This window comes from Sulfitobacter sp. HNIBRBA3233 (assembly GCF_040149665.1).
GTDB classification, from domain to species: Bacteria; Pseudomonadota; Alphaproteobacteria; order Rhodobacterales; family Rhodobacteraceae; genus Sulfitobacter; species Sulfitobacter marinivivus.
This window is the reverse complement of the sequence record NZ_JBEFLP010000001.1, coordinates 822,772-847,390: the sequence shown is the minus strand read 5'-3', so window position 1 is coordinate 847,390 and position 24,619 is coordinate 822,772. Positions and strand designations below refer to the sequence as shown.

The window sequence follows — 24,619 nt, the reverse complement described above, 5'->3', positions numbered from 1 at the left end:
GCAAGGGGCGGCGCGCCGGTTCTAGAGCGTGAACGCTGTTCCACCCGAAGTTGCGGGCGAGACGAAAGTGCCCATCTCCTCGTCGTAGACAAGGTAGTCCTCGGGCGCCTCCGTGCCGGCATCGTCCAGAAGCCATGGCACATAGATCTTTGACCGCGCGGCGATTGCCGCATAGCTGGGGCTGCGGCCGTGCTGGTCCACGTCGGCGCCGATCTCGTTCCAGCCCGCGAACTGGTCCTTCTGGGCGTTCATGACATTTCGCTTGCCGTCCGCGAGTGCGGCATTCGTCCAGTCGATCACCTGCGGCGCAGTGGTCGAATAGGCGACCTGCGGGCTCGTCGCATTCAGCAGCGCCGCAACCGCGTGGCGCAAGAGCGCCTTCTCGCCGCCGCCATTGAGATCGAGCGCTTCGACGAGTGTCAGATCGGCCAGCGACGCGAACTGCGAGGGAATGTCGAAGATGCTGCCGAGGGTCTGGTCGGGCGAATAGATCAGCGTGCCATCCGCCGTTCTGGGCCACGCGGAGGCATCGTGCATGACCGCGTTGTTCTTCCAGAAACCGGGCGTCAGACCTGCTGCATCGCCGCCTGCAACGCCGGTGTAATGCGCCAGATCGGTATCGGTGATCTGGCGATCCTCGCCCGCAAAGACCGTGGCGGCGTTCGCATAGCCACCCTGCTCTGCCGTCGCGTTTACCGCGCCTTCGGAGGTAAACAGCCACGTCTCGCCCGCGTCGAGCATACCGTCGCCGTCGGCGTCCCCGCTGACATAGATCGCGGCGAAATCGTCGCTGATGTCCTCCGGCGTGCCCGCGTCGTCGATCACGCCGGTGGCCTTGTCGAGCGTCACTTCGCCCTCGCCGTCAAGGGTGACGAGATAGGTCCAGACAATCGATGTGCCCTCGACGAACAGCGGTCCGGGGCCGTCATTGGCATCCTCAAGCTCCGTCGGCGCCAGAGCGTCGACCGCGTTGACAGCCTTGACCAGCGTGACCGTGGGCGGCAAGACCTCTCCGAACAGACGGGCGTTGTCGGTGGCGCGCAGGGGCTGGCCCCCGGGACCGGTCGCTGTCGCCACGGCGATGTTCTCATACGCCCCTTCCGGTGCGGTGCCCGTGGCGCAATAAAGCCATGTCTCGCCTACGTCGAGGATACCGTTGCCGTCATCGCCGCTGACATAGACCGGCGCGAAATCGTCGGATGTATCCTCGGGCGTGCCCGCATCGTCGATGACCGCATTGACCGTCACAGCCACATCGCCGGTGTTGCGCAACAGATAGGTCCATTCGACGTCGGAGCCTTCGGTGACATGTACCGGTGTGATATCCGCGTCTTCGGCCTCGGTCGGGTTCAGCGGGTCAAGCGCGTTGACCGCTTTTTCCAGAACGATGGACGGATCGCCCGGATCGATCGTGCCGTTGTAGCGCGCGATATCGCTCGCCGTCGCCTCGACCCCGTATTCATCAAAGGCCGACACCGTCGCCAGATTGACGTAATCTCCGAAGATCGCGGTGGCATCGGCGGTGTAGAGCCAGGTTTCGCCGACATCGAGCCATCCGTTGCCATCGTCACCGCCGACGTAGATCGGCGCAAAGTCGTCGGAGACATCGCCGGGCGTGCCCGCATCGTCGATCAGCGTATCCACGCGGACGGACAAATCGCCGGTGTTGCGCAGCACATAGGTGAAGGTGACAGTCTCGCCCTCGGTCACTTCGACGGGCGTGACATTGGCATCTTCAGCCGCCGTCGGGTTGAGCGGATCGACCGCGTTGATCGCCTTGGTCAGCGTGACTTTCGAGTCGACGGGGATCTCCACACCGGTGTGGTGGTTCATGTCCGTGGCGGTGGCTGTCAGCCCGCTTTCGGCCCTGACGGTCACTGTCACCTCGTTCACATAGGCACCCACGGAAACCGTTCCCGAAAGCTCGGTCAGCCATGTCTCGCCGGGATCGAGCAGACCGTTGCCGTCGTCGCCCGACACATAGACAGGGGTCGCATCGTCGGACAGATCGTTCGGCGTGCCCGCATCGTCGACGATGCTTTCCAGTGTCACCGAAACAGGCCCGTCGTTCGTCACCAGATAGGTCCAGAGGATCGGCGTCCCTTCATAGAAGGTCGGGCCGGGCCCGGTATCGGAATCCTCCAACGCGGTCGGGTTCAACGGGTCGATGGCATTGAGCGCTTTCTCGACGCTGACGCTTGGGACCGGATCGGGGACGCGAACGCCGATGTGATGGTTCTCGTCCGTGTCACTGATGGCCGGGCCGCGCTGGCCGCGTGCGGTGACCGTGGCAATGTTCGAATACTCGCCGATCTCGACCGTATAATCGCTGGCCCCTTCGGAGGTGAAAAGCCAAACCTCGCCGGGATCGAGCGCACCGTCGCGGTCGAAGTCACCGTCGACATAGACCGGCTCGAACGTGCCGCCGGTCGCGGCGGTATCCGTCAGGGTGACGCGGGTCAGCGCCTCATCCCCGGCGTTCGACACCAGATACGTCCAGACCACCTCTGTTCCGACTTCGAGCCGGACGGCATTCGCGGCTGTATCCGCGTCTTCCTCGAAGGTTGGATACCACGGATCGGAGGCATTGATCGCCTTCTCGACGCGGATCACCGTCGGTGGGATATCGTCCGGTTCGGCCGGACCCGAAGGCGTAGAGCCGGCGGCGGTCTGGAGCGGCACGCGCACGGTGTCGTCCTCTGGCCCGCCCGCGCTGTCGTAGGCGCCGCGCCCGTTGCCGGGCTGTGGATCGCGCGGCGCACCGTGCTGATCGCTCCATGCGGGATCGCGCGGAGTGACCATGGCGATGACATCATAGGCCTCGACGCGGCTGGTCGCGGCACCGGTCGCTTCGGCGAGGTCGAGCAGGAACTCGACCACATGCGGTGACGGCAGACGGTTGATCGTCGGCGCACCGAACCGCGAGAAAGGTACGATGAAGCTGTTGTATTCGCCGGTCCAGTCGAACATCCGGTCGGTGCCTGAGTTGGCGATCAGCACATCGCGTCCCGCGCCGCCGTAGGCGAAATCGGCAGCGCCCCCGGTGGTTGCGGGGGTGACCGCGCTGTCGGAGGTATCGTTCAGCCCGCCATTGGTGCCCAGATTGTCGTCAAGCTGGTGGTAATCATCGCCCCAGCCACCGAACATCCGGTCATGGCCGGTGCCACCGAACAGCACGTCGTTGCCATATCCGCCAAAGATCGCGTCCTTGCCATCCTCGATCAGCGTGCCAGCGGCATCGAAGGTCACGAAATTGAGGAAGAAATTCTCGATGAGCGGGCGCGGATTGTCGGGATCGTAGAAGGTTTGGTAGGTGCCGGTCGAACGGTCGTAGAAATCGGTCAGAATGCCCGTCGACGGATCGTAAAGGACCGGCGTCTGCGCGATGGCGCGGGTGTCCTGATGGAAGACGACAAGCGCCTCCGCCCCCGAGGCTGCATCGTCGCCCGCGCCCGCGTGGATAAAGTCGTCGCCGAGGCCGCCGTAAATGATATCGGTCCCGCCCTCTTCCGGAAGGATCGCGTCGACGGTGATCTTGAGATACCCCTCCAGATCGGTTTCCGCCCCGATCCAGGGACCGGGGATGGACAGCGTCTGCTGGCCTTCTGGAAGGATGCCGTTGAGCGGTTCGGCCAGACCGTTGCGGCTGACGCGGATCACACCGTCGTCGCCCACAAGACCGTCTTCGCCGGTGCCGCCAAAGATGCGGTCGTCGCCGGTGCCGCCCTGTATCTGGTCGTCGTGGCCATTGCCGTAGACAACGTCGTTGCCGGTCGCGACATGGATGATGTCGTCGCCGTCCTCGCCGTAGACCAGATCGCCCGCGCCCAGACTGCCGACATCGGTGCCGGCGGTGTAATCCAGCAGCACAACGGCGCGGGGGATCAGGCGGATATCACCACGCGGATGCGGTGCGGAGGGATCTGCCGTGCCGTTTCCGATATCGGGCGTGCTGTCGTAGGTGTAGGTCAGGAAATCGTTGGCATCGTCAACGAGGTCGAAGATGTTGCCGTTGTCGCCAAGGATCACATCCGCGTCGCGACCGTGCTCCGACGGAGCTCCGAGCGTGCTGTCGGCATCGCTGCCGAGGGCGTTGATCTCGATCTGGGTGCCCGCGCCGCCAAAGATGATGTCGGACCCGTCCGGTCTGTCTTCGGGCGAGACCAGAGTGAAGAGCGACGAGCTGCCGCCGATCAGATCGTCCTGGCCCAGTCCGCCAAAGATCACGTCGTCGCCGCCCCCGCCCTCGATATAGTCGTCGCCGTCGCTTGCCGTCTCGAAGGACGGAACATGCACCAGCGTGCCATCGGGGCCGCGGGTGGCCGAAACCGCCTGCGGAAGGATCGCGCCATCGCCCTGAACGACATCATCGCCAAGCTGGGCAAAGATCTTGTCCGCGCCCGCGCCGCCGGCGATGTCGTCATTGCCGAACTGCCCGTCGTTGCGCGCCTCGAAGGCGAAGCTGTGGTAGAGCTCGGTTATCTCGAACGCGGTCCAGGGTGCGCCCGCGTGCCGCGTGTCGGAGAACAGCGTGTTGGTATCGACGTTGGCGGATCCGTCGCGGTTGTAGATCGGCGCATCGCTCAGACGGACGATGCGGGCATCCTGCGTCTGGTATGGCCCGACGGGGCGCTGCACCAGTTGCACGTTATCGCCAAAGATCAGGTCCTGCTGGGTGCCGCCATCTATACGGTCGCCGCCCGGCGTGCCCGCGACAACGCGGTTCGCGCCGCCAATCAGGATATCGCGGCCCTCCTCGCCAAAGATCACGTCGTCGCCGCCATCGTCGATCTCGGCGCTTTCGATACTGACGATCACGGCGTATTCCGTGGTGCGGATCCGCAGCGGCGGTTCGGTCACCTCGATCCGGCCATGGTCGCCGAACACGATATCGGAGCCCGCCCCGGCGCGGACAAAATCGTCGCCCACGGTCAGAACGTCACCCGACACCGACTGCAACGCGCCGGCGACCGGCACGGTCAGAACCGGACCAGCCAAAAGGCGCTTTTGCTCTGTCGTCAGGCTGTCGTCGCTCAGGACCGAGATATCGCCGAAGATATCCACGTCAAAGCCGCTGTCGCCCCAGATCTGGTCGATGCCGGCCCGACCGAAGATCACGTCATTCCCGCCGCCCCCTGCCAGATGGTCGCCCGCAAGGCTGCCGATGATCAGGTCGTCGTTGGCGCCGCCGTAGGCGGTCACCTTGCCCGCGGTGCGCCCCGCGGTGACAATGGCGTCGACGCTGCCTGTCGGCAGCTCGGCCCCCGGTGCGACCGTTGCGGTCAGGCCATCGTCCGAGATCGCCTCGATCCGGTAGGTCAGCGTGGCGCCATCCGCCGTCACCACCTCGATCGCGCGTCCGGCACGGAAGCCCGCGTCGATCCAGCTTGCCTCGGCGGTCAGCGCGCGGGCCGCGGCGTCAAAAGTGATGCTGCCCGACAGTTCGGCGTAAACGATGATCTCGTCGCGGCCCGCCGTCAGGAAGGGATCGGCGACCGGCATCACGAAACGCGACCTTATATCGGCAAGATCGGGGGCGGTGAAGGGCGGGAACGGCTTTTCGCCGAAATCGCGGCCCTTGCTGTCGCCCGACCCGCCCGAATAGAACGCGCCATCGCGCGAGGTATCGCCGTAGATCACCAGCAGGGACGAGGATCCGCCGCCACCGTCGACCACGATGGAATCGCCACCGGCCACGCCATCGGCGCCCGTCCGGTTGCCGCCGCCGTGGATCATCGTCAGCCCGCCGAAGATCGCCGTTTCGCCCCCCTGTCCCGCAGTGGTGGGCTGCAAGGTGCCGTCAATGCGCAGGCTGTCGTCGCCGCGCCCCATCATGAAGTTCAGGATCTCGATGCTGCTGAGCAGAGGGTCGGTCGTGAAATTACCCTCATCATCAAGAACCTGCGTCCCGAAGGAAATACCGCCCGGAACAGTCGCAGGCTCTCCGAAATCCGTCTCGGGGAAGGTCAGGTCGATGGCCATGCCAAATCCGGTCAGACCGGTCGAGGTCAGCACGCCGGATTTGTCCTCCTGAGAGCCGTCATCGAAGATGTTCAGCACATCGATCTGGGCGGCCTCGTCGGGTTGCGGGCCGATATCGACCGCCTCGCCCGGGGTTTCACCGGGCAGGATGATGGCCTGTATCAGCGTCCGGTCGGCACCGGTTGACCCGCCCTCGACGGACAGCGGCCCCTGGATCGCCGTCAGCCGGTGGGGCTGCGCGGCAAAGGACATCTTGTTCTTCAGTTCGGGCGGCAGGTCGTACCCTTCGTTGGCTTCGACCGTGATGCGGACCTCGTCGGACCAGTTGGTTGCATCGAACTGGACCGCATCGGCCACGCGCACAACGCGGACTGTACCGGTGCCGTCGGTCAGCGCCGCCGACGGGGTGAGGCGCAGGAATTCGCGCCCGTCGCCGTCCAGTTCAAGAAGCGCTATCTGGTAGATGCCGGCATTGGCGCCGGAGCCTACGCGGATTTCGTATCCGGGCAGGAACCCGTCCGCGACCCAGCTGCCGCCGTCGGTGCGGGTGATGGTATCGCCGATCGGATCATCGGCAAAGATCACGTCGCCGTTGAACAGCGCATCGACGGTGGCTTCGCCCAACGTCACGCCGGTATCCGTGCCCGCAGTGAAGGACGCACCGGCAAGAGTGATCTGCGTATCGGTGACCCCGGTCACCACAAAGGCGATTTCGCTGCCGGTGTCGTTCGCCACGCTTCCGGTCACGGTGATCCGGTCGCCAAGCGCCACGCCCGCATCGAGGAATGATCCAAGATCGGTGCGGGTGATCGTATCACCGGCGAACTGGACAGGTCCGGTGAAGAAATCCGCCACATCGAACCGGCCCGCGTCGATATCGGAAATCAACCGGTCGCCGCCGGTGCTCGTTGCGCTGACCACGGAGGCCTGCCCGTCGGTCAGCAGCGGAATGGTTACAACCTCGCCCGGCGCGGGCGCGCTGGTCAGCCGCAGGGTATAGTCGTCCGTCGACAGCGGCGTGACGCGCGTGCCGCCCGCGCTTTCGGTGACCACCACGCCGGGGGTGTCGTTATCGAGCACTTTGACCGCAAGAAGGGCATCGTCCACATCGGCGAAGACCGCACCGTCCGACACCACGCGCGCCGCGATCTGCAATCCGCGCGGATCCTCGGGGCGGGTATCGTCCACGGCCGTGACCGTGACGTAGCGGACCGTGTCCCAGTTGCTGGCATCGAAGGTCAGGACGGGGCTGGAGAAGGCCAGTTGCAGGTCGGCATCCGGCGCCTGAAGCTCGGCCAGCGACACGGTCACGGTTTCGCCCGCATCTGGCGCGCGGCTGAGGCTGACGCCGACGCGGTCGGTGAACCCGTCCGGGCCTTCCAGAACCCGTGTATCGAAACCCTCATGCGTCAGGATCACATCGGCCTGATCGTTGTCGCGCACCGTCACTTCGACATTGCGCACCGCAAGCGCGTCATAGATTGCGACCGCTTCGGCATCGGCGCCGGTATCGTTCACGGCCTTGACCGAATGGCTGACCACGACCTTGCGCGTGCCTTCGGCGAGGCTGTCATCGACAGCCGACAGCCAGACGCTCTGCGCCGTGGACCAGTTGGTGCTGTCGAAGACCAGCACCGTGTCGCGGGTGGGAACGCTCTCGTCCACGCCGTTTACCGGAACGATATCGGCAAAATCGCCTGCGGCCGTGCCAAGCAGGACGGAATCGCCGCCATCGGGCACGCCATCGCCGTTACGATCAAGGAAGATGCGCGGCGCATCCGTCGCATCCCACGCGTCTTCATCATCCGACGACCGCGCGACGGAGACGGTGATATAAACCTTGGTTCCGGCTGCGATCGCCTCGTTCAGCGAGATTTCGTAGCGGTCGCCAAATCCACCTTCGCGCACGACCGAAAATCCGTCCTCGGTCCCGTCTTCGGCGACTTCGCGGATGCTTACGGGGCCGCTGTCTTCGCCCGCGACTGTCAGCTCAACCCCTTCGGCGGTCAGCCCGGCATAGAGACCTTCGCTGATCACACCGTGGTTGATCACCGAACTCTGGCCCTCGAGCCCCGCGCTGCTGATCGACTTGGTCACATCACCTGCGACGTTTATCACGTCGCTGCCGAGGTTTCCGATCACGCGGACCGCCACGCCAATCGGCGTGGAGACCACGAAGAATTCGTCGTCGCCTTCAAGCCCATCGACTTCCAGCACTTCGACATTCTCGAAATCGACGTTGAGGCCGCCGCCAAAAACGCCGTCTTCGCGGATCACGAAGGCATCGCCGAATTCGGTGCCCAGCACGACGACCTTGTCATAGCCCGCGCCACCGTCGATCGAGACGGGCGCGTTGAGGTTGTAGGAAACCTGATCCTCTCCGGTGCCGGTATTGATGATATTGCGCCCCTCGACCGAGTAGCGGTCGAGGATCGGATTGAAATCCTCATCCGCGAGCGCGAAGGCGCGAACCACGAAAATATCGTTGCCGTCGTCGCCCTCGAGACGGATCTCGGCCTTGTTGGAATAGACGGTGAAGGTGTCGCCACCATCGCCGCCCTTGGCGACAAGCGCCTGCGACGGTCCTGCGCTCAGGTAACCACGGGTGGTGCGGATGACCTCGACGGGGGTGTCACCCGGCGCCGCGCCAAGGTGGAACGCGGCCCCTTCCGGAGCGCTGGCGTCAAGAACACCGTGGAACTGGCCGATCTGGAAACGGTCGGCACCGGCACCGGCGTCGAGCGTGGTCATCGCGCTGTTGCCGTCGACCGCGAAGAGGTCCGCACCGCCAAGGCCAAACACCGACAGCCGCCCGTTCACAGCGCGGTCATAGTTGATCCGCTGGACGGCCAGCGGACGGTCCGTCGATGTCTGCGCCTGTGCAATCGCGTTATCGAGCGATCTGTCCGTGCCGTCGGGATTTGCATGAAGCAGGGCGACAAACGACGGCATGTCGCTGTTGCGGTCCGCGATCGACGTGATCTGGCGCAGCAGGAAGATGTCTGCCCCATCCGAGCCGGTGATCGCCAGCGTATCGGCGCCGTCATCGGGCGAACCGGTATCGAGCACGTTGATTACATAGTCGCGCTGCGCCCCGTAGGTGCCCGTGGTATTGATGACGTAGACATCGGTACCCGCCTGCCCGTCCAGATCGAGCGTATCGCGCGCGCCGCTGCTGCGGAAACTGTCCATGCTCATCAGCGTATTGACGGTGATTTCGTCTTCCTGACCGCCGGTCCGGATAAAGCCCTGCGTGTCCAGTTGCAGCGAATTTACCGTCACGATATCGACGTCACCCCCCGATTGCAGAACGAACCTGTCGCTGTTTTCGGTGCCGCGCGTGGCGATTGTGCCGGCCAGTTCGGCTGTGCTGCCGTAATCGGGGTCGGCGTCAGTGGCCGCGCGGCTGTTGCCGCTGCGCGTCGTATCAAGCTGCATCGTCACCGTGGTGCCGGCGATGATCAGGCTGTCGGGCTCCATCGACAGGTTGTCGCCAACCCAGAGGCTGACAGAGCTGTTTGCGTTGATCGTGGCGCTGCCGAACGTCTGTACCGCGCCCTGCACGACCAGACGTGTGCCGTCGGGCAGCATATAGAGGTCTTCGGCGGGCGCCAGGACCGAGCGCGGAAGGCCACGGGGCACCTCGCGCGGCATGTTGGGGGTCGCGGGGGTGTCGGGAACGGTCAGGCGGATTGCGCCTCCTGTGGAGCGCGCAAAGAGGATGTTCAGCTCGTTCGCGGTTTCGGTGAGATAGACGCCTTCTGTGCCCTCCGCTGTGACAACGCCCGAGAAATCGCCAAGGATTCCGCTGTCGATATCGAAATCATCGGAGGCAAGGCCGATTGTCCCGCCAAGCGCCCGCAGATCCACGGTGCGACCGGTGACATTGTCATCCTCGCCCGCGCCGGAATTCGCATCCAGGATCGATCCCGCGCGGGTCGTCAGCGTCACGTCGCCCAGCCTGCTGTCGACGGTGTTCACCCGCAGATCGCCCGTGGTCTCATCGACACGGATCGTGCGTTCGGCGGTTGCTGTCACAACACCGGATTGAATGGCGTTTTGGACCGTGTCGAGAAGGTTGGTCTCGATAAAATCGGCATCGGTGCCGATGCCGCCGGTGCCCGCTGTCAGCGTAATGTTGACGCCGCCGATATCCCACGGATCGGGGCTGGCGTCTGACGGATCGGAATCGAGGATCGAGCGCGGGGCGGCAAGGATGACATCCGCCGCCGAGGAAGTGATCCGCCCCACCCTGAGATCATCGAGATCACTGGCAAGCACGGCGTCAATCTCGGTCAGGACGATATCGCCGTTGGTGGCGGCATCTATGAAATGCGCCCCCGTTCCGTCGGCGTCGCCCTGCCGGATATTGGTATCGGCCACGATGCGCACGGTTTGATCGCCGGGGCCGCGCAGGCTGGTTCCATTGTTATCGGTGCCGTTGACGGTGATCCGGCTGCCCGCTTCCACAAGCCCGATACTCCAGGTCGTTGTGCCAAGAACGGCCGCATCCGCGAGATATCCCGCGCCGTAGCCGAGCGAATTCGACACATCATCGGGATCGTCGTAGAAGTACTGGTAATAGGTACCGTTGTCTAAGTCGTCGCCAATGACCCTCACGCCGCGACCGTTAGTCTCCACCCCTTCGCGCACGGCAGAGCGCAGGGACAGCGTGGCCTCGGTCGCGGCTGCGACAACGCCGATCGCCGCGGTAACCGACACGGCATTGGCGGGCGTCGGAGAGGCGCGCGGTGTCTCGCGGACCCGCAGACCCAGATCCATCCAGATGCTGTCGCCGGACGCTGCATTGAACGCCTCTTGTCCGGTGTCATGGCGCACCAGATCCACGGTGATCTGACCCGTCGACGTGCCGATATCGCCCGCTGTCGCCTCGATCCCGTGGAACAGCGACACGATGCGCGTGGCGGTTCCCGCGGGAAGCGTCGAGGCACGGGTCAGGGTCAGCGTATCGCCGTTCACAACAGCGACCTGATGGGCCGTGTCATCGACACGGATCAAGCCACGTTCGGCGATGCCCAGATCGGCCCAGTCCTGACCGTCGGTCCGCACCAGTTCGATCGCACCCGACGTGCCGGTCTGCACTCTGACGTCCAGTTCGGCCACGGCATCGGGCATGAATTCGGTATCGCGGAAGGACCGTTCCAGATCCGCGCGGCCCATCGTATTGGTCCGGATCACGGCGCCGTCGGTCAGGATATCGCCGCCGGTATTGAGAATGCGCGTCTCGCCCAACGGGTTCTCGATGGAGGCGCCGTTTTCGTTGTCACCCGAAAGCACGATGTTGCCCGCCCCGAGGTTGCGGATATCGATCAGCGCATCGCCGTAGCTTTCGACGATCGAGAAATTCATGAAACTGCGAAAGGCGTCACTATCCGAAAGCCTGACCAGGGCCTGCCCGTCACTTGCGATCATGTCGATTCTATTTACCACAAGGTCGAGATCGGACAGATTGGTCAGCCGCACTTCGCCGAAACCGCGCAATACACGCAGTTCGGTCCAGAATTTGTCCGAGGGATTCAAGCCGTTGTCCTGCCTGATATTCCCGCGTGGTGCGTCGAACACCACCGACCCCAGATCGTCGGGTGCGATATCCTCGACCTCGATCCGGTCGGTGCCACCATCGTCGAAGAACGCATCGTCGCCGATCGCTTTCAGGTCATAGCTGCCGTCGTCCAATCTGAGCTTTACATTGATCGCGCGCAGAATCTTGCCGCTTTCGTCCACCACCAGTTCGGGGCTCGGGCCCGCGCTGATTTCGATATCCGCGTCCCATACGATCGTGGTTAAGTACGAGATCTCGCGCCTGTCGACTTCGTTCGCCGCGTCGGCGCGGACATAGACAGCAAGATCATCGTACTCCCCGTTGGGAGCTAAATCAGTGTATGTATCCAGGGCGTTCTGCGGCACGTCGTCTGGGTGAATGTTCTTGCCGCCAATCAGCCGGGGCGCGGCAAATACGGTTGCGCCAGCGTCCGCGTCCACAAGGGTGCCGACAGTGATCGCGTCGTCGATATCGCTCGTCCCGAGACCGATGCCCCAGAATACCGCGCGGACGTCGACATCGACGTTGAAGGTTGCCAGTTCTACTTCGAAATCCGCACCGCGACGGGCCTTTATCAGGGTGCCGTCGACCAGAGGATCACGGCCCTCTTCGAGGCGCCCTTCTATGATCGTACCCACATCGATATCGAGCGTGGTGTCCACCTCGGCGCGCGTTCCACCAAAGAGGCCGCCGGCCTCGGCACGGCTGTAGGTATTCATATAGAGATCGCCCGTCAGGTCCTTGGACAACGGGGTGCTGAACGAGCCTACATTCCCGCTGATGTCAACCGTTTCGGCATCGATCTCTGCACCGTCCCCGACGACGGAAAACGTTCTTGCAGTGTGATTATTGGCCACATAGGCGCCCGCGCCGGCGATCAGACCGCCACCATCGGCGATAACCTCGGCGGTATGATTGAAATCAAGCTGTGAATACTGGCGGTAGTTGCCCGCGGCCTCGATGGTCACATTCTCGGCCTGAACCGGAGTGTCAGGCTCTGCCGAGCCTTCCAGCACAAGGCCTTGTGCCACAATTAGATCGGGGTCTGCCGCCACGGCGTCCGCGGAGATATCGGTGATCCGCTGCAGGCCACCCAGCGCCGTGGTTGAAAAGCTTGTGACTTCCTGCCACCCGTCCGAATTCTGCACGTTGACGACACCGCCCGCGATGTTGCTGACCACAAGGTCGGCGTTTGAATCGGTCAGCGAATACAGCGTCACATCGCCGGAAGCGCGCACCAGATCGGAATCGATGAAAGCCTGGGATTGCGCATGCACGGTGGAAAAGGCGGTGGGGAAGGTGAACCCCACACCACCGCCTTGGCCGCCGCGCGCCTCGGCTTTGGTCTGGCCATCCAGAGACACGAAAACCGCATCGCGGATATTGCGGCCCTCGGGCGTCGTCAGCCCCATGCCCGTCTGGTTGGTCGGATCTCCGGAGAGCGCCTCCAGATCGACGCGGAATTCATGTCTGCCCTCGCTGGGTGCGCCCAGATCGACCTCGACGCGCTCAAGCAATTGCACATTGCCAAGTGTCTGCACCACCGTCGTCAGGCCGTTCGACAGCAAGACCGTGCGGGTGCCGCTGAAGCTGGCGACATTGCCCGACCCGTCGACCAGCGTGAAGCCATCCGCAAGCGGCCCGCCCGTGCTTGTCACTGTATAGGTCGGCCCCTGCACAAGACCTTCCACCGGAAGGTCAGCGACCCGCGCCAGCGTCTGGACACCATCGTCGTCGTCATCGTCATCGTCGTCGGAAGTAGAGCGCGACAGCTCAAGCGGCGTCACTTCGATGTCGAGGCTGTCATCGCTCGGATGCTCGAACCCGACGGCTTCGTGATAGGTCGCGGCCAGCTGGATGCGGAACGCGTCGACGCGGATGACATAGTATCCGCGGTCCGCCGTCAGGCCGCCCACGGGGGTGCCGTCGTCCTCGACCGTGTAGAGGACAAGATCGCCGGTGTTGAACCCGTGACCTTCGAAGATACCGTTCCGGTCGACATCCGTACCAAGGTAGATGGTGTTGTTGTCCTGAATGACCAGATTGCCGTCTTCGGTGACGTCAGGCTGCTCCCCGGTCCCGCGTAGATCGATAAAACTGGCATCGAAATCGCGCGCGGATCCCGCATTCCTGTACGTCACCTTGTCACCGGCGACGAAGGGCATGGAGCCGGGATCAATCACGCCCGCGCTGATATCGCTGCCGTCAAAGGTCAACCGGTCGGTGGCCGCGTTGAAATCGGATGTCGCCAGCCGGATCGTGAAATCATCCACGACGCGCACCTTGTAGGTGCCCCCCGCCACGAGACCCGAGATCGCGTCGCCCGTCGGCTGATAGATGATCTGGACGTTGTCTTCGAAATTGTGGGCATAGCCGAAGCGTATGGTGTCGCTGACACCGTCCACCTGTGCCGCGCCTTCGGTGGCCGCCTCGTAGAGGCTGTGCGCGCCTGTCGATGCGGTCAGGGTTTCCGGCGTGCCGGTGCCGTTTTCCGCGTCTGCGTCGCTGGTATAAAGCTCGATCGCGTTAAGGTTCGTATCGACCACGCGAACATAATAAAACTGCCCTTCCGGCAGGATGGCGGTCGCGCCGCCCGCGTCATAGCCGACCTTCTGTCCGGTATAGAGATCTGTGTCGGCCCCCAGATAGATCCGGTTGGTCGCCGCATCGACGCCCACGGGCGGTGCGACATCGACCAGACCGTTTTCGGACGCAGTATCAAGCGCTTGCGCCTCGGTGGTAAAGAGCTGAACCGTGAAATCGTTGAGCACGCGCACGTAGGCGATGCCGTCCGGCACGGCGTCGCTTGCGATGAAGTTGCCGGTCTGCATCCCATGGCTGTCGGAGAAGCGGATTTCATCGGTATCGCTGTCGATGCCCGACACGCCTGCGGCTATGCCGATGGTCGGAAGCGCTGCGCCGCTGCCGAAGGGCGCGATAAGCTCAAGCGGTAAGTTCTCGGAATCCGAGTCCACAGCGAGGGCATTGATCCGGGTATCGAACAGCGCGATCGTGACATCGTCGATGACCCGCACGTAGGCCGCGCCGCTCTCGACCGCGTCTGTCGCGACAAGGCTGCCCGTCGTCAGACCGTGGGCCGCGCCGAAAATGATGTGCCTTTCGGCCGTATCGACCGAAGAGACCGTGGCGGGCAAACCGACGAAGGGAAACTCCGCCGCTGTACCCGTAAAGCTTTCCGAGCCGTTGACCAGCAGCGCCGCGCCGAAACGGAAGTTGTCGGCGGCATCCGGTTCTTGCGTGATACCGGCGATTTCCATGACCGTATAGTCGCCACTGGCGCCCCCCGCACCGGTCAGGCGGATCGTGTCACCCTCTTGCAGGCCATGGCGTTGGAAATTGATGGTGTCGGTCGTGCCGTTCATGCTCAGCAGGTCGCTGGGCGCGTCGCTGTCGCCGTCAATGACCACGGCGCCCACCGTCACGTCATCGGCGATCACGGTGGAATCCTTGCCAAGGAAGGCTTCGACATTATTGTCGGCAAAGGCATTTGCAATTGCCGCGCCGACAGCGATTCCGCCGCCGCCGTAAGCGCTTGACTTTGCCTTGGCCTCTCCGACGATGTTGCGCGCGGTCACGATGACATCGCCGGTCAGATCGAGCGCGCTGTTGGCGTCCGTGAAGGCCGCAGTCCTTGTGTAGGTATTCGAAGTGCTGTTCGTGCCCTGCCCCGCGATAAGCGCGCCGACGCCAACCAGTCCGTCGGTAGATGTGCCTGCCTGGCTTGTCGCCTCGACCGTCACCGCGCGCCCGGTGATTTCGACGTTTTCGCCCACCCATGCCAGCGATGTCGCGCTGAGGTCCGCATTGGAGATCAGGACAGAGAACGCGAGGCCCCCGCCCGACCCGACATCGCTGTCGATCGAGACGTAGTCGTTTGCCGTGGTGCTCTTGACCGTCATGTCACCGCCGAGGTCAAAGACGGATCCGTTTCCGATCCACGCGTTCGAGGTGACATAGCTGCTGTTGTCGGAGGACCCGACATAGGCCGTGGCGGTAGAGCCACCAGCGGTACCAACGGCAACAGCGACGACCAGCAGATCGACATCCGCCTTGCGCTGCTTGGCCTCGGCCCAGACGGTGGCGCTGTTGGCTGCCACATCCGTGCCCGCACCGATGTAGGCGTCGAGCGTCGTGGTCACCGACGAGGTCGGCAACAACACGGCGATAGCCACAGCACCGCCCGCTCCGCCATGGGCATAGCTGTAGGCATTGCTGTCCTCGATGGCCTTGATGGTCACATCGCCACCGTCGGTCATCGTGGTCGCCGCTGCGCCCGATCCCAGCGTGGTGCCATCGCCAAGGCCGAAGGTCGCAACCGTCTTGCCGGAAATCGCGCTGGTCGAGGACCCGCCCGAGCCCGCGACCGCGGCAACGCCGGCGACGAGTATCTCGCTGTCGGCATCGCGGAAGGCATCGGCCGTCACATCGAGATCACCACCGGTGATCTGCGTGCCCTGCCCGACATTGGCGACGACATTGGTGGTGATCGTCGCCGAGGCAAGCATGGCTGCGATCGAAATCCCGCCGCCGGACCCGCCATCGGCAAGGCTGTCGGAATAGACATCGGCCTCGGCGGTCACCGATGTGCCGCCCGCGCCGATGGTCAGGCTGGTGGGCGCCACGGAGGATCCTCGGTTCAGCGCCGATCCGACAGTGGCGCGGACGTCACCGCCGACAGTCGTCGAGGCGTTCGATCCGGCGCCCGCAAGGATGCCGACCGCCGCCGCAGTCATTTCGGTATAGCCGTCCAGATAGGCGTAAGCGTCGACGATCAGCGCGCGCGCATTGATGATCGCGCCTTCGTCCACGACTGCAAGGGTATTTCCCGAGATTGTCACACCTGACACCGAAGCGGAAATTGCCCCGCCGCCAGCCGTTACCGCGGTGCCGTCGGCATCCGCGTCGTGGGTGGCAGCGGCGTCAACCTCGACTTCCCCCGAATTCTCGCCGGTGCCATTTGCCGTGACCGTCTGGCGCGCAGTACCTGCCTCGATGCCGATCAGGGCTTCGACGTTGCGGGTGATGCTTACGGTGCCTTCGGCCCCTTTGCCGCTACCGGTATTGTCATCCACACCCGGCCCCAGTCCCGCGCCAGCAGCGAGGCCGACCCCGACCGAGATCAGTGTGCCCTCGGCGGTCACGTCGCTGTCGGACAGCACGCGCACGTTTCGTCCCTCGACGGTCGATGTTCCGCGAATGGCGCCGCGTACCAGCCCCGATACATCCGCAGCCGCCAACATCACGACAATCGACACAGCGCCGAAGGCCCCGCCCTGCGCGGTTGCGTAGGCAAGGCTGTCGATATGTGCGTCGACGACCACATCGCCTTCGGTGGCGGTCACTGTCGAGCTTACGATCTCGGCCTGAACGTCGCTTTCGATGGTCGCTTTTGCCAAGACCCCTGCGCCGGAGATCGAGATCGGCACCACCGCGATCGATGCAGCTGTTCCCGTGGCCTTGTTGATGTTCTGGCTGGCGGTCGCAAGCACGCGGACGTCATCCCCGGCTGTCGCCGTGCTGGCGGAAGAGATCCGCGCGGTCACGTCGCGGTCGATCACGTTATCGACGACCACACCGGCCCCGGCAAGGCCCGCGATGCTGACCGAAACGGTTACGCCGACGGCTTCGGTGTCGAGGTTGGTGGTATCGGTGGCCGAGACGGACACATCGCCGCTCGCATCCACGGTGCTGGCGCTGATTGTCGCATCGACGGAGCCGAGCGCGCTGTTTTCCACGATCACGACCGCCGCATTCAGGGTGATGGAGATCAGGGAGATCGCGACCGACACGGACACCGCGACTGTCGTGTCGTCAAAATCGACGTCCGATACCGCCCGGACGCGGACATCGCCCGACAGCTCGTCCGTGGGTGCCGTACCGGTGGCGCGGACCGACGAATTGGTGATATTGGCATCAAGCGTCGAAGACAGCGTGTTGTAGACCCCTGCCCCCGCGCCCGACAGCGAGACCGAAATGCCGTCCTTCACGTTTGTGGCGACGCTGAAGGCCAGCGATGCCGCAACGGCGACACCGTCCATGCTGGAGATGTCTTCGGCAAAGATATCGACCGCACCGCCGGAAATACGCGGATTGCCTGCCGCATCGTTGCCGGATCCGATGATTTCGGACGTGATTGTATTGCCGATGGTATTCCCGACGAAGCCGCCTGCGCCGCTGATGGCCACGGCCGTATTGGTGCCGATCGAAATCGAAGCCGCAGCACCGACGGAGATCGTATCGATCGAGGATGTGGCACGGGCATGGACACTAATCGTGTCCTTTGCCTGAACGGTGGCCTCCGAAATCCGAGCGGTAATCTCGTTCGAGATGTCATTGATCGACACAAACGCCGCGAGTGCGATGGACACCGCTGGATTGCCGTAGGAGAAGCTGATCGCACCGCCATCGGCGCTGGCGAACATATTTGCCTGATCGTAGGCCAGCACATCCACCGATCCGACCTTGCCACCGTCCGCGACACCGGCCACGACGCTGTCACCGGTGATCTCTGCGGTGATCGAATTGTCGATGTCGTTGAAGGCAAACCCGCCCGCCAGCCCGGCGGAGATCCCGGTGCCGCCGGTCGAGATACCGACCGCGCCGGCCACCCCGATGGCGATGGCGTTGATCGACGCGCTTTCTGTCCGCGTGTAGTCGAAATCAGCGACACCCGACAGCTGCGCCTGCGCATTGGCCGCGGTCGAGGGCACTGTGGTTGCGCTGACCGTCACATCGCCACTGGTCAGGATGTCCGATCCGTCCACACGCGCGGTCACGCCATTGGCGATTTCGTTGACCGAAACGGATGCTGCAAGGCTCGCCGCGACTGCGGTGCCGCCGGTGGAGAGCGCCAGCGTGAACGAACCGGCAAGCGCGAAAGTGTCGATGGTTGAACCGTCCACCGCGTGCAGCGTGGCATTGCCACCGCCTGTGCTCGTGAAGGAAGAGTCCGTCAGCGATGCTTCGGTGTCAAACTCGATGCGGCTGATCGCGATGCTGCCCGCGCCGGAAAAACCGATGGACGTGCCCCCCGACAGCCCCAAATTCGCGCTGACCGAGACGCCGAGAACGAATGTATCGATCTCCGCACCCGAAATCGCCCCGATCGAAAGATCGCCGTCCGAGGCCGTGAGGGTCGAGTTGACGACAGTTGCCCCGACATCGGCGCCGTTCGCCCCTTCGAGGCCTGTGATCTCGTTGACTGCAACCGCCACGCCCAGAGATACCGAGGCGGTAGACGACAGGCCGATCGCGATCCCGACGCCGCCTGCATCGGCCTTGATCTTCGTGCCGTCGCCGAGGCCCCCCTCCACGCGAATGCCCTTTTTGCCGGCGTTGATGGTCGCACTGTCCACATCCGTCAGCGCGCGCACCCGCATCTGGTTGCCCGATCCTGTCCCCGCCAGCGCGAGGGCCGCATCCCCCTGCGACGCGGTTCCCGCGCCTGCAATCGTCAACGCGGTTATTTCCGCGTCCAGATTGGCGCGGATCACAACGTCCTTCTCGCCCGTGTTCGCCACTGTCCCGGCGGTAATCGTGGCGTCGTGGACCTTTGCCATGGTGTCTGCTGTCAGGTTGTTGACCCCGACAGACAGACCCAATCCGCCCGCGAAGCCGCCGCCGCTCGAGCCCGCAAGCGCGAGCGCGATGGCAAAGCCGCCTGCATCCGCGTCGACCGTCCCGTCGCTGTCGGCGATAACCGAAACCGCACCACGCTCCGCGGTCAGCGTCGTGGTGCCATCCGCCTCGGTCGCTTCGGCATGGACTTGTGTGTTCAGCGTGTTGACCGACACCGATCCCACACCGCTGAAGGCGTAGGAGTCGCCGCTCGAGCTGTTGGAAATCGCGAGCGCCACGCCGTAGGTGTAATTTTCGATCTCGGACAGATCCTCTGCCCTGATCGTGATGTCGCCATCGTCGACGGTGATCTGCCCGTCGCGCACCCGCGCGCCGACGGTGAAGGGATTTTCGCCATTGCCGATTTCGTTGACACTGATCGCGATGCCGACAGCGGCTGCCGTGCTGCTGCCGACGGACCCGCTGGAATAGGAGAAGGCCAGCGCCCCCGAAATCGACAGGATGTCGGGCTCCGCCGTGGCCACAACCTCGGCCGATCCGGCGTATACATTGGCCACGGAATCCGTGAAATGCGACCGGACCTTGCCCGAGATCAGATTGACACCTACCGAAATCGCGACACCGGCGGAGATCGTCTTGTTGGACTGCGAGGTCGTGACCGAGCCACCGAGGCTTCCCGCGAGCGAGAAGATATCGCCGGTACGCAGCGCGTCGATGATCATGCCGCCGGCGCCCGTGGCATTGACTGCCGAATCCAGTGGATCGGGGTCTTGGGCGATGTTGAAACCGGTGCCCAGAACGAGGGCATCGGTATTGCCGGAAAGGTCGTTCACGCTGACCGCGCCGGCAAAGCCGACACCGGTTTGCGTGCCGCTGCCACCCGTCTGGCCGCGCGAAACCGCGATGGCAAACGCGCCCGAAACGGACACGATCTGCGTTTCGTTGTTGGCGGTCACTTCGAGCGACCCCGCATTTACGATGCCCGCATCCGTGATGGCCGCGCGGGTGGTATCGTCAACGAAGTTGAGCGCGACCGACCCCGATACGCCAACCCCGGTGGTGACCGGATTTTCCACCGGCGTGTCACCGAACAGAATACCCAGTGACTGACCGTCGAGCGGATCGTCCGAGCGGTCGGGCAACCGGTCGTTCGACTGGATCGCGCCCGCGATGGAAAAGCCCCAGATCGCGCCATCGTTGATGGCACGCACCGACAGCGCGCCCGCAAGATCAAGATAATTCCGGTTACCCACCGTATAGGCGGCATCGGGGTCCGGCTCGTCGGGGCCGATGACGGCGCGGGTGTTGCGGGTGACGTCATTGACGGCGACCGACACGCCGACACCCACGGATTCACCCATGAACAGCCCGCCGGTAATCCCGATATGGGTGTCGAGCGATCCCGCATAAAGGCGCGCATCCTCGCCCTCGACATGGGCGCGATTGCCCAGCTGCACCAGCGTGTCGCTGTCCTGCCATATGACCGAGACGGTTCCACCAACGCCAAACCCCGACTCCGACGAAGCGCCGGACTGGGCAAAGCCGAGATTGAACAGCGCCTCTTCGGCTTTCATGTTGAAGCCGCCGGACCGTCCGGTGAAGATCCGCGCGTTATCCTCGACGATGGCCATGGTGGTGTTGTCGATGAGTTTTACATAAAGCGTCCCACCGATGCCGCCCTTGCCGCCGCTGTTGCCCGCGACACTGGGGCCGTCGGTGTCGAAGGCCGAACCGCCGTCAAAAGAGGCACCGCCGGACGAGACATAAAGATCGTTCAGCCCCAGCGAGCCGAGCGACCAGCCGAAAATACCGGCCATGTCGATCTGCTGCATGTAGGACGTCGCCTCGATCGAGACTGTCTCCTGCCCGAAATAGTCATCGGCGGGATCGCTGTTGAACCCTTCGTCCTGGTTGATCAGCGCGCCGTCCTTGACCGTTGCCTTGGCAGTCGTTTCCTGGACCTGGAAGTTGATCGATCCCGCGATGGAGATGTTGGTGCCTTTCGCGGTCGAGGCGGACCACGAGTTCAGGAAGCCCGACAGACCGAGTGTGTCGTCGGCGTATTGGGTGATTGCGCCGTACCCTTCGGTCTTGAACAGATCGACGACCTCGCCCGCCGTGGTCGGCAGGAACTGGTCGAGCGTCTGGGCAAAGGGATAGGTGACACCGCCGATGACGCGCGTGGCACGCTTGGCGTTCAGCTCCGCACCGCCGTGGACGGTCGACTGGGCGTCATTGTTCGTGATCGTGACGATAACGGCGGCACTGACGGTATTTGGCGCGCTTTGCTGGCCGGTTTCGTTCTCTTCCTGCGGCTCGGTGCTGGATTGCGCGAAGGCCTTGTTGAGATGCTCGATCTCCGCGGTGACTTCCAGGTCTTCTCCCGAAGTCAGGACAGCCGTCGGATGAATCTCGGTCGAGACGTCGTGATCGTTGTAGGAAAATGCCAGCGCCACGGCGGCGTTGAGGCTGTTGGGCGACGCGCCCGCAGCACTCATCGCGGCGTTGGTCGCTGCCTGCGTCGTCAGGCTGCCCATCAGCGACGAGAACGCATTGCCCAGGATGCTGTCATTGACGTTATAGCCGTCCGGAGAGTTCGATCCGTCCGAATCCGCCGAGCTCAGCCCCGCACCGGCCTCGGTCACGGTCTCGGCCTCCAGCGTGGCGCCGATGCCCACGCCGGTGGCAAAGCCCGCATCCAGAATATGGGCCGCGCTGAGGGTAAAGTCGTCGCCGGTCACGGCACCGAGGTCGATGGCGACACCGGCAAGGGCCTCGTTCTCGGTCTCGGCCAGCTGGATCGTCTGGCCGTCGGCACCGACGCCCGTGCGCGCGCCCCCGTCGAGATTGAATTCGTTGGTGCCGGTGATGACGTAATAGGTGTTTCCGTCCACCAGACCGTCGATCGATGATCCCGTGCCGGCCTGATAGATCACGGCCTGCCCCAACGGGTAGGTCTGGTCGACAAGCGAGAAGCTGACGCCCGTGCCGGTCAGGGCCCCGTTGGGCAGGCTGATTTCGTTTGCGTCTGAATCGACGTCGCCGGAGGTGAAGCTCTTGTTGTTCGTATCGACGTAGATCGGCGAGCTCGCCGTGCCGTTGAACGCGGTCAGGTCGATCGCTTCGCCGCGAAAGACGCTGTCCTCGAAGCCGGCAAGCTGGATATAGTCCGGATCGGCGGGATCCTTCAGCACGAAATAGCTGGCGCCGTCGACAAGGCCGCCGATATTCGCCCCTCGGCTGGAGGTATAGGTGACAATATCCTCGGTCGCGAGGGCGTTGGGCCCCACGTAGATCCTGTCGTTGGCCAGATCGACGTATCCGCGCTCCCCGGGGCCGACACGGGGGTCGAACTCCAGCTTGACGGCGGCGCCCGCCTCGTTCCGGCTGATGACGGTGCCATGGATGTCGGTATGCACATCCGCATCCGACAGCTCGATCGACAGTGCCGCGCCGGCCGCACCGCTGGAATAAATGCCTGAGGACGCCGACGCCTGTGAATCGACGGCACCCCCTGCCTTGAGGTTGGCGGTCAGACCCGCCTCGACGCGCGCGGTTTCGGCAAGTTTCAGGGTCGAGGACAGGGTCGAACGGGCCACGGCGAGCGACAGCGAAACCTGCGAATTGGGATCGGTCGGCACAACCCCCAGGCCGGTATCCGTCTCGGCGGACATGTTCGCGGTTGAAGACGCATCGGAGGTGACGACGACAAAGCCGTCGGAATAGATGTTCGCCCCACGCCCGATATCGACACTGGCGTTGGCGGTGGAATCCGCCCAGCCGAGGCTGGCAATGGAAAAACCCGCCGCCCCCGACGCGTCGGTGACCGAATTGGCGTAGATGCCGACACCGGAATGGCCCTTGATATTGGCATTCTCGCCGACGGTGACGCTGGAGTCAGTCTTCTTGACGAGAACCTGGAACGGGAAGGTCAGGACCGACGCCACCTGATCCAGCAGCGGGCCCACCAGATTGGTGTTCAGCGCGGAAGAGATTTCCAGCTGCTCGGCAAAGGTCCGCTCCTCGGCCTGCGCGATCAGATAGACGCCCCCCGCCTCGATACGCGCACCGTCCCCGATGTCCACGGTCGCGGTCTTGACCGACGGGAAGATCGGAGCGAGATTTTCCAGCTCGGCGGTTCCGATACGGCGGCTGCGGAATTCGATGAAACCCTCGTCGGACACATCCCCGGTGATGGACACGTTGTCGTTGACGGTGATCGTCTCCGCGATGACCTGCATGGAACCGCTGGCGCCAAGATTGATGGAGCCCGAGAAGGTGACTGAATCCTCGCCACCATCTGCCGCGAATGTCTCGGCCCCGTCGAATTCGCCGTAGATGTTCAGCGACGCGTCCCAATCGGTGGACAGGCTTTCGACCGTCAGGCTGTCGGACCCGCCGCGCAGGTTGACCGTCAACGACGAGGTCGGATTGACGAAGGTGATGTTTTCGAATGTCGGTACAATCCCTGACTCTGTCCCGATATACATCGAACCGGTGCCCGACGCGCGCAGAACCGCTGTATCCGCCCCTTCGGAGAGGTCGATGACCAGATCGTCCGAGGCATTGTTCTGGGTGATCGGTTCGAGGCCGCGATAGACCAGCGCGGTGCCGTCCAGACGGATCTCGCCATCGTTGGCATTGTGCGCGAGGTATTCGGTCTTGGCGAAAGTTCCGTCGAGCACGAGGCTGTCGAAGATGCCGTCTCCGCCGTCGATCTCGATCTCCTTGCCCATTTCGTTCGCGGCAAGGGTAAAGGTATCGTTGCCCTCGGCACCGATCAGCACGTCAAAGCCCGCAAACCCGATCTCGACCGAGGCTGTCTCGACCCCGTTGGCATTTTCGAGGGTAACTCTCGCCACGCCCGAGGCGCCCTCGGCCGTGACCTCCGAAATCAACCAGTCGGTCGAGGTGTACGATCCGTCTTCCAACGTGCCGCCGAGAATGGAGAGATCATCCTCCCCGGCCCCGCTCGAAATCAACAGATCGGAGACATCCGCGCCGTCGCGCGCCATTTCGAAAAAGGCGACGGCGTCGACCTGCACGCGGTCAACGCTCTGGCCTTGGGCCACGGTGATGCGAATTGGGGCGGGGTCGGTCGCATTGAAGGGCTGGACCAGCTGGGAGCCGCTGGAATTGAGGGTGCGCAGCGCCGAACCGGTCTCGGCGTCGAAGGATTCGATTCGCAGGATGCCTGTGTCGACCAGCATCGCATCGGTCATCGAAACCGCGAAATCGGCCGCCAGAAGAAGCCGCGGCTCCAACTGTTCGACGTGCAATCGACGCTTGCTAGACCCCTTGAAATTTTTCGATTTTCTTGACGCAGCGGAAACAGCGCGATGACGCGCTTTGGCCGAAAAAAATGGAAATGACATAAAGCAGCCCCCGGTCGCAGCAGACCAAAATGAACTCTTGAAAACGTCAACGTTTAAAAATCTATAAGAAAACCTTAGACTTATAGAGGGCATCTGGCTA

General features: G+C 63.6%; 1 protein-coding gene. It reads right to left on the bottom strand.

Going from position 1 to position 24,619, the window contains the following annotated elements:
* Nucleotides 1-21: 21 nt before the first annotated feature.
* Complete coding sequence (locus ABMC89_RS04025) at nt 22-24,519, bottom strand: CLIPPER-2 domain-containing protein (protein WP_349565434.1); 24,498 nt, start codon at nt 24,517-24,519, stop codon at nt 22-24.
* Nucleotides 24,520-24,619 lie beyond the last annotated feature (100 nt).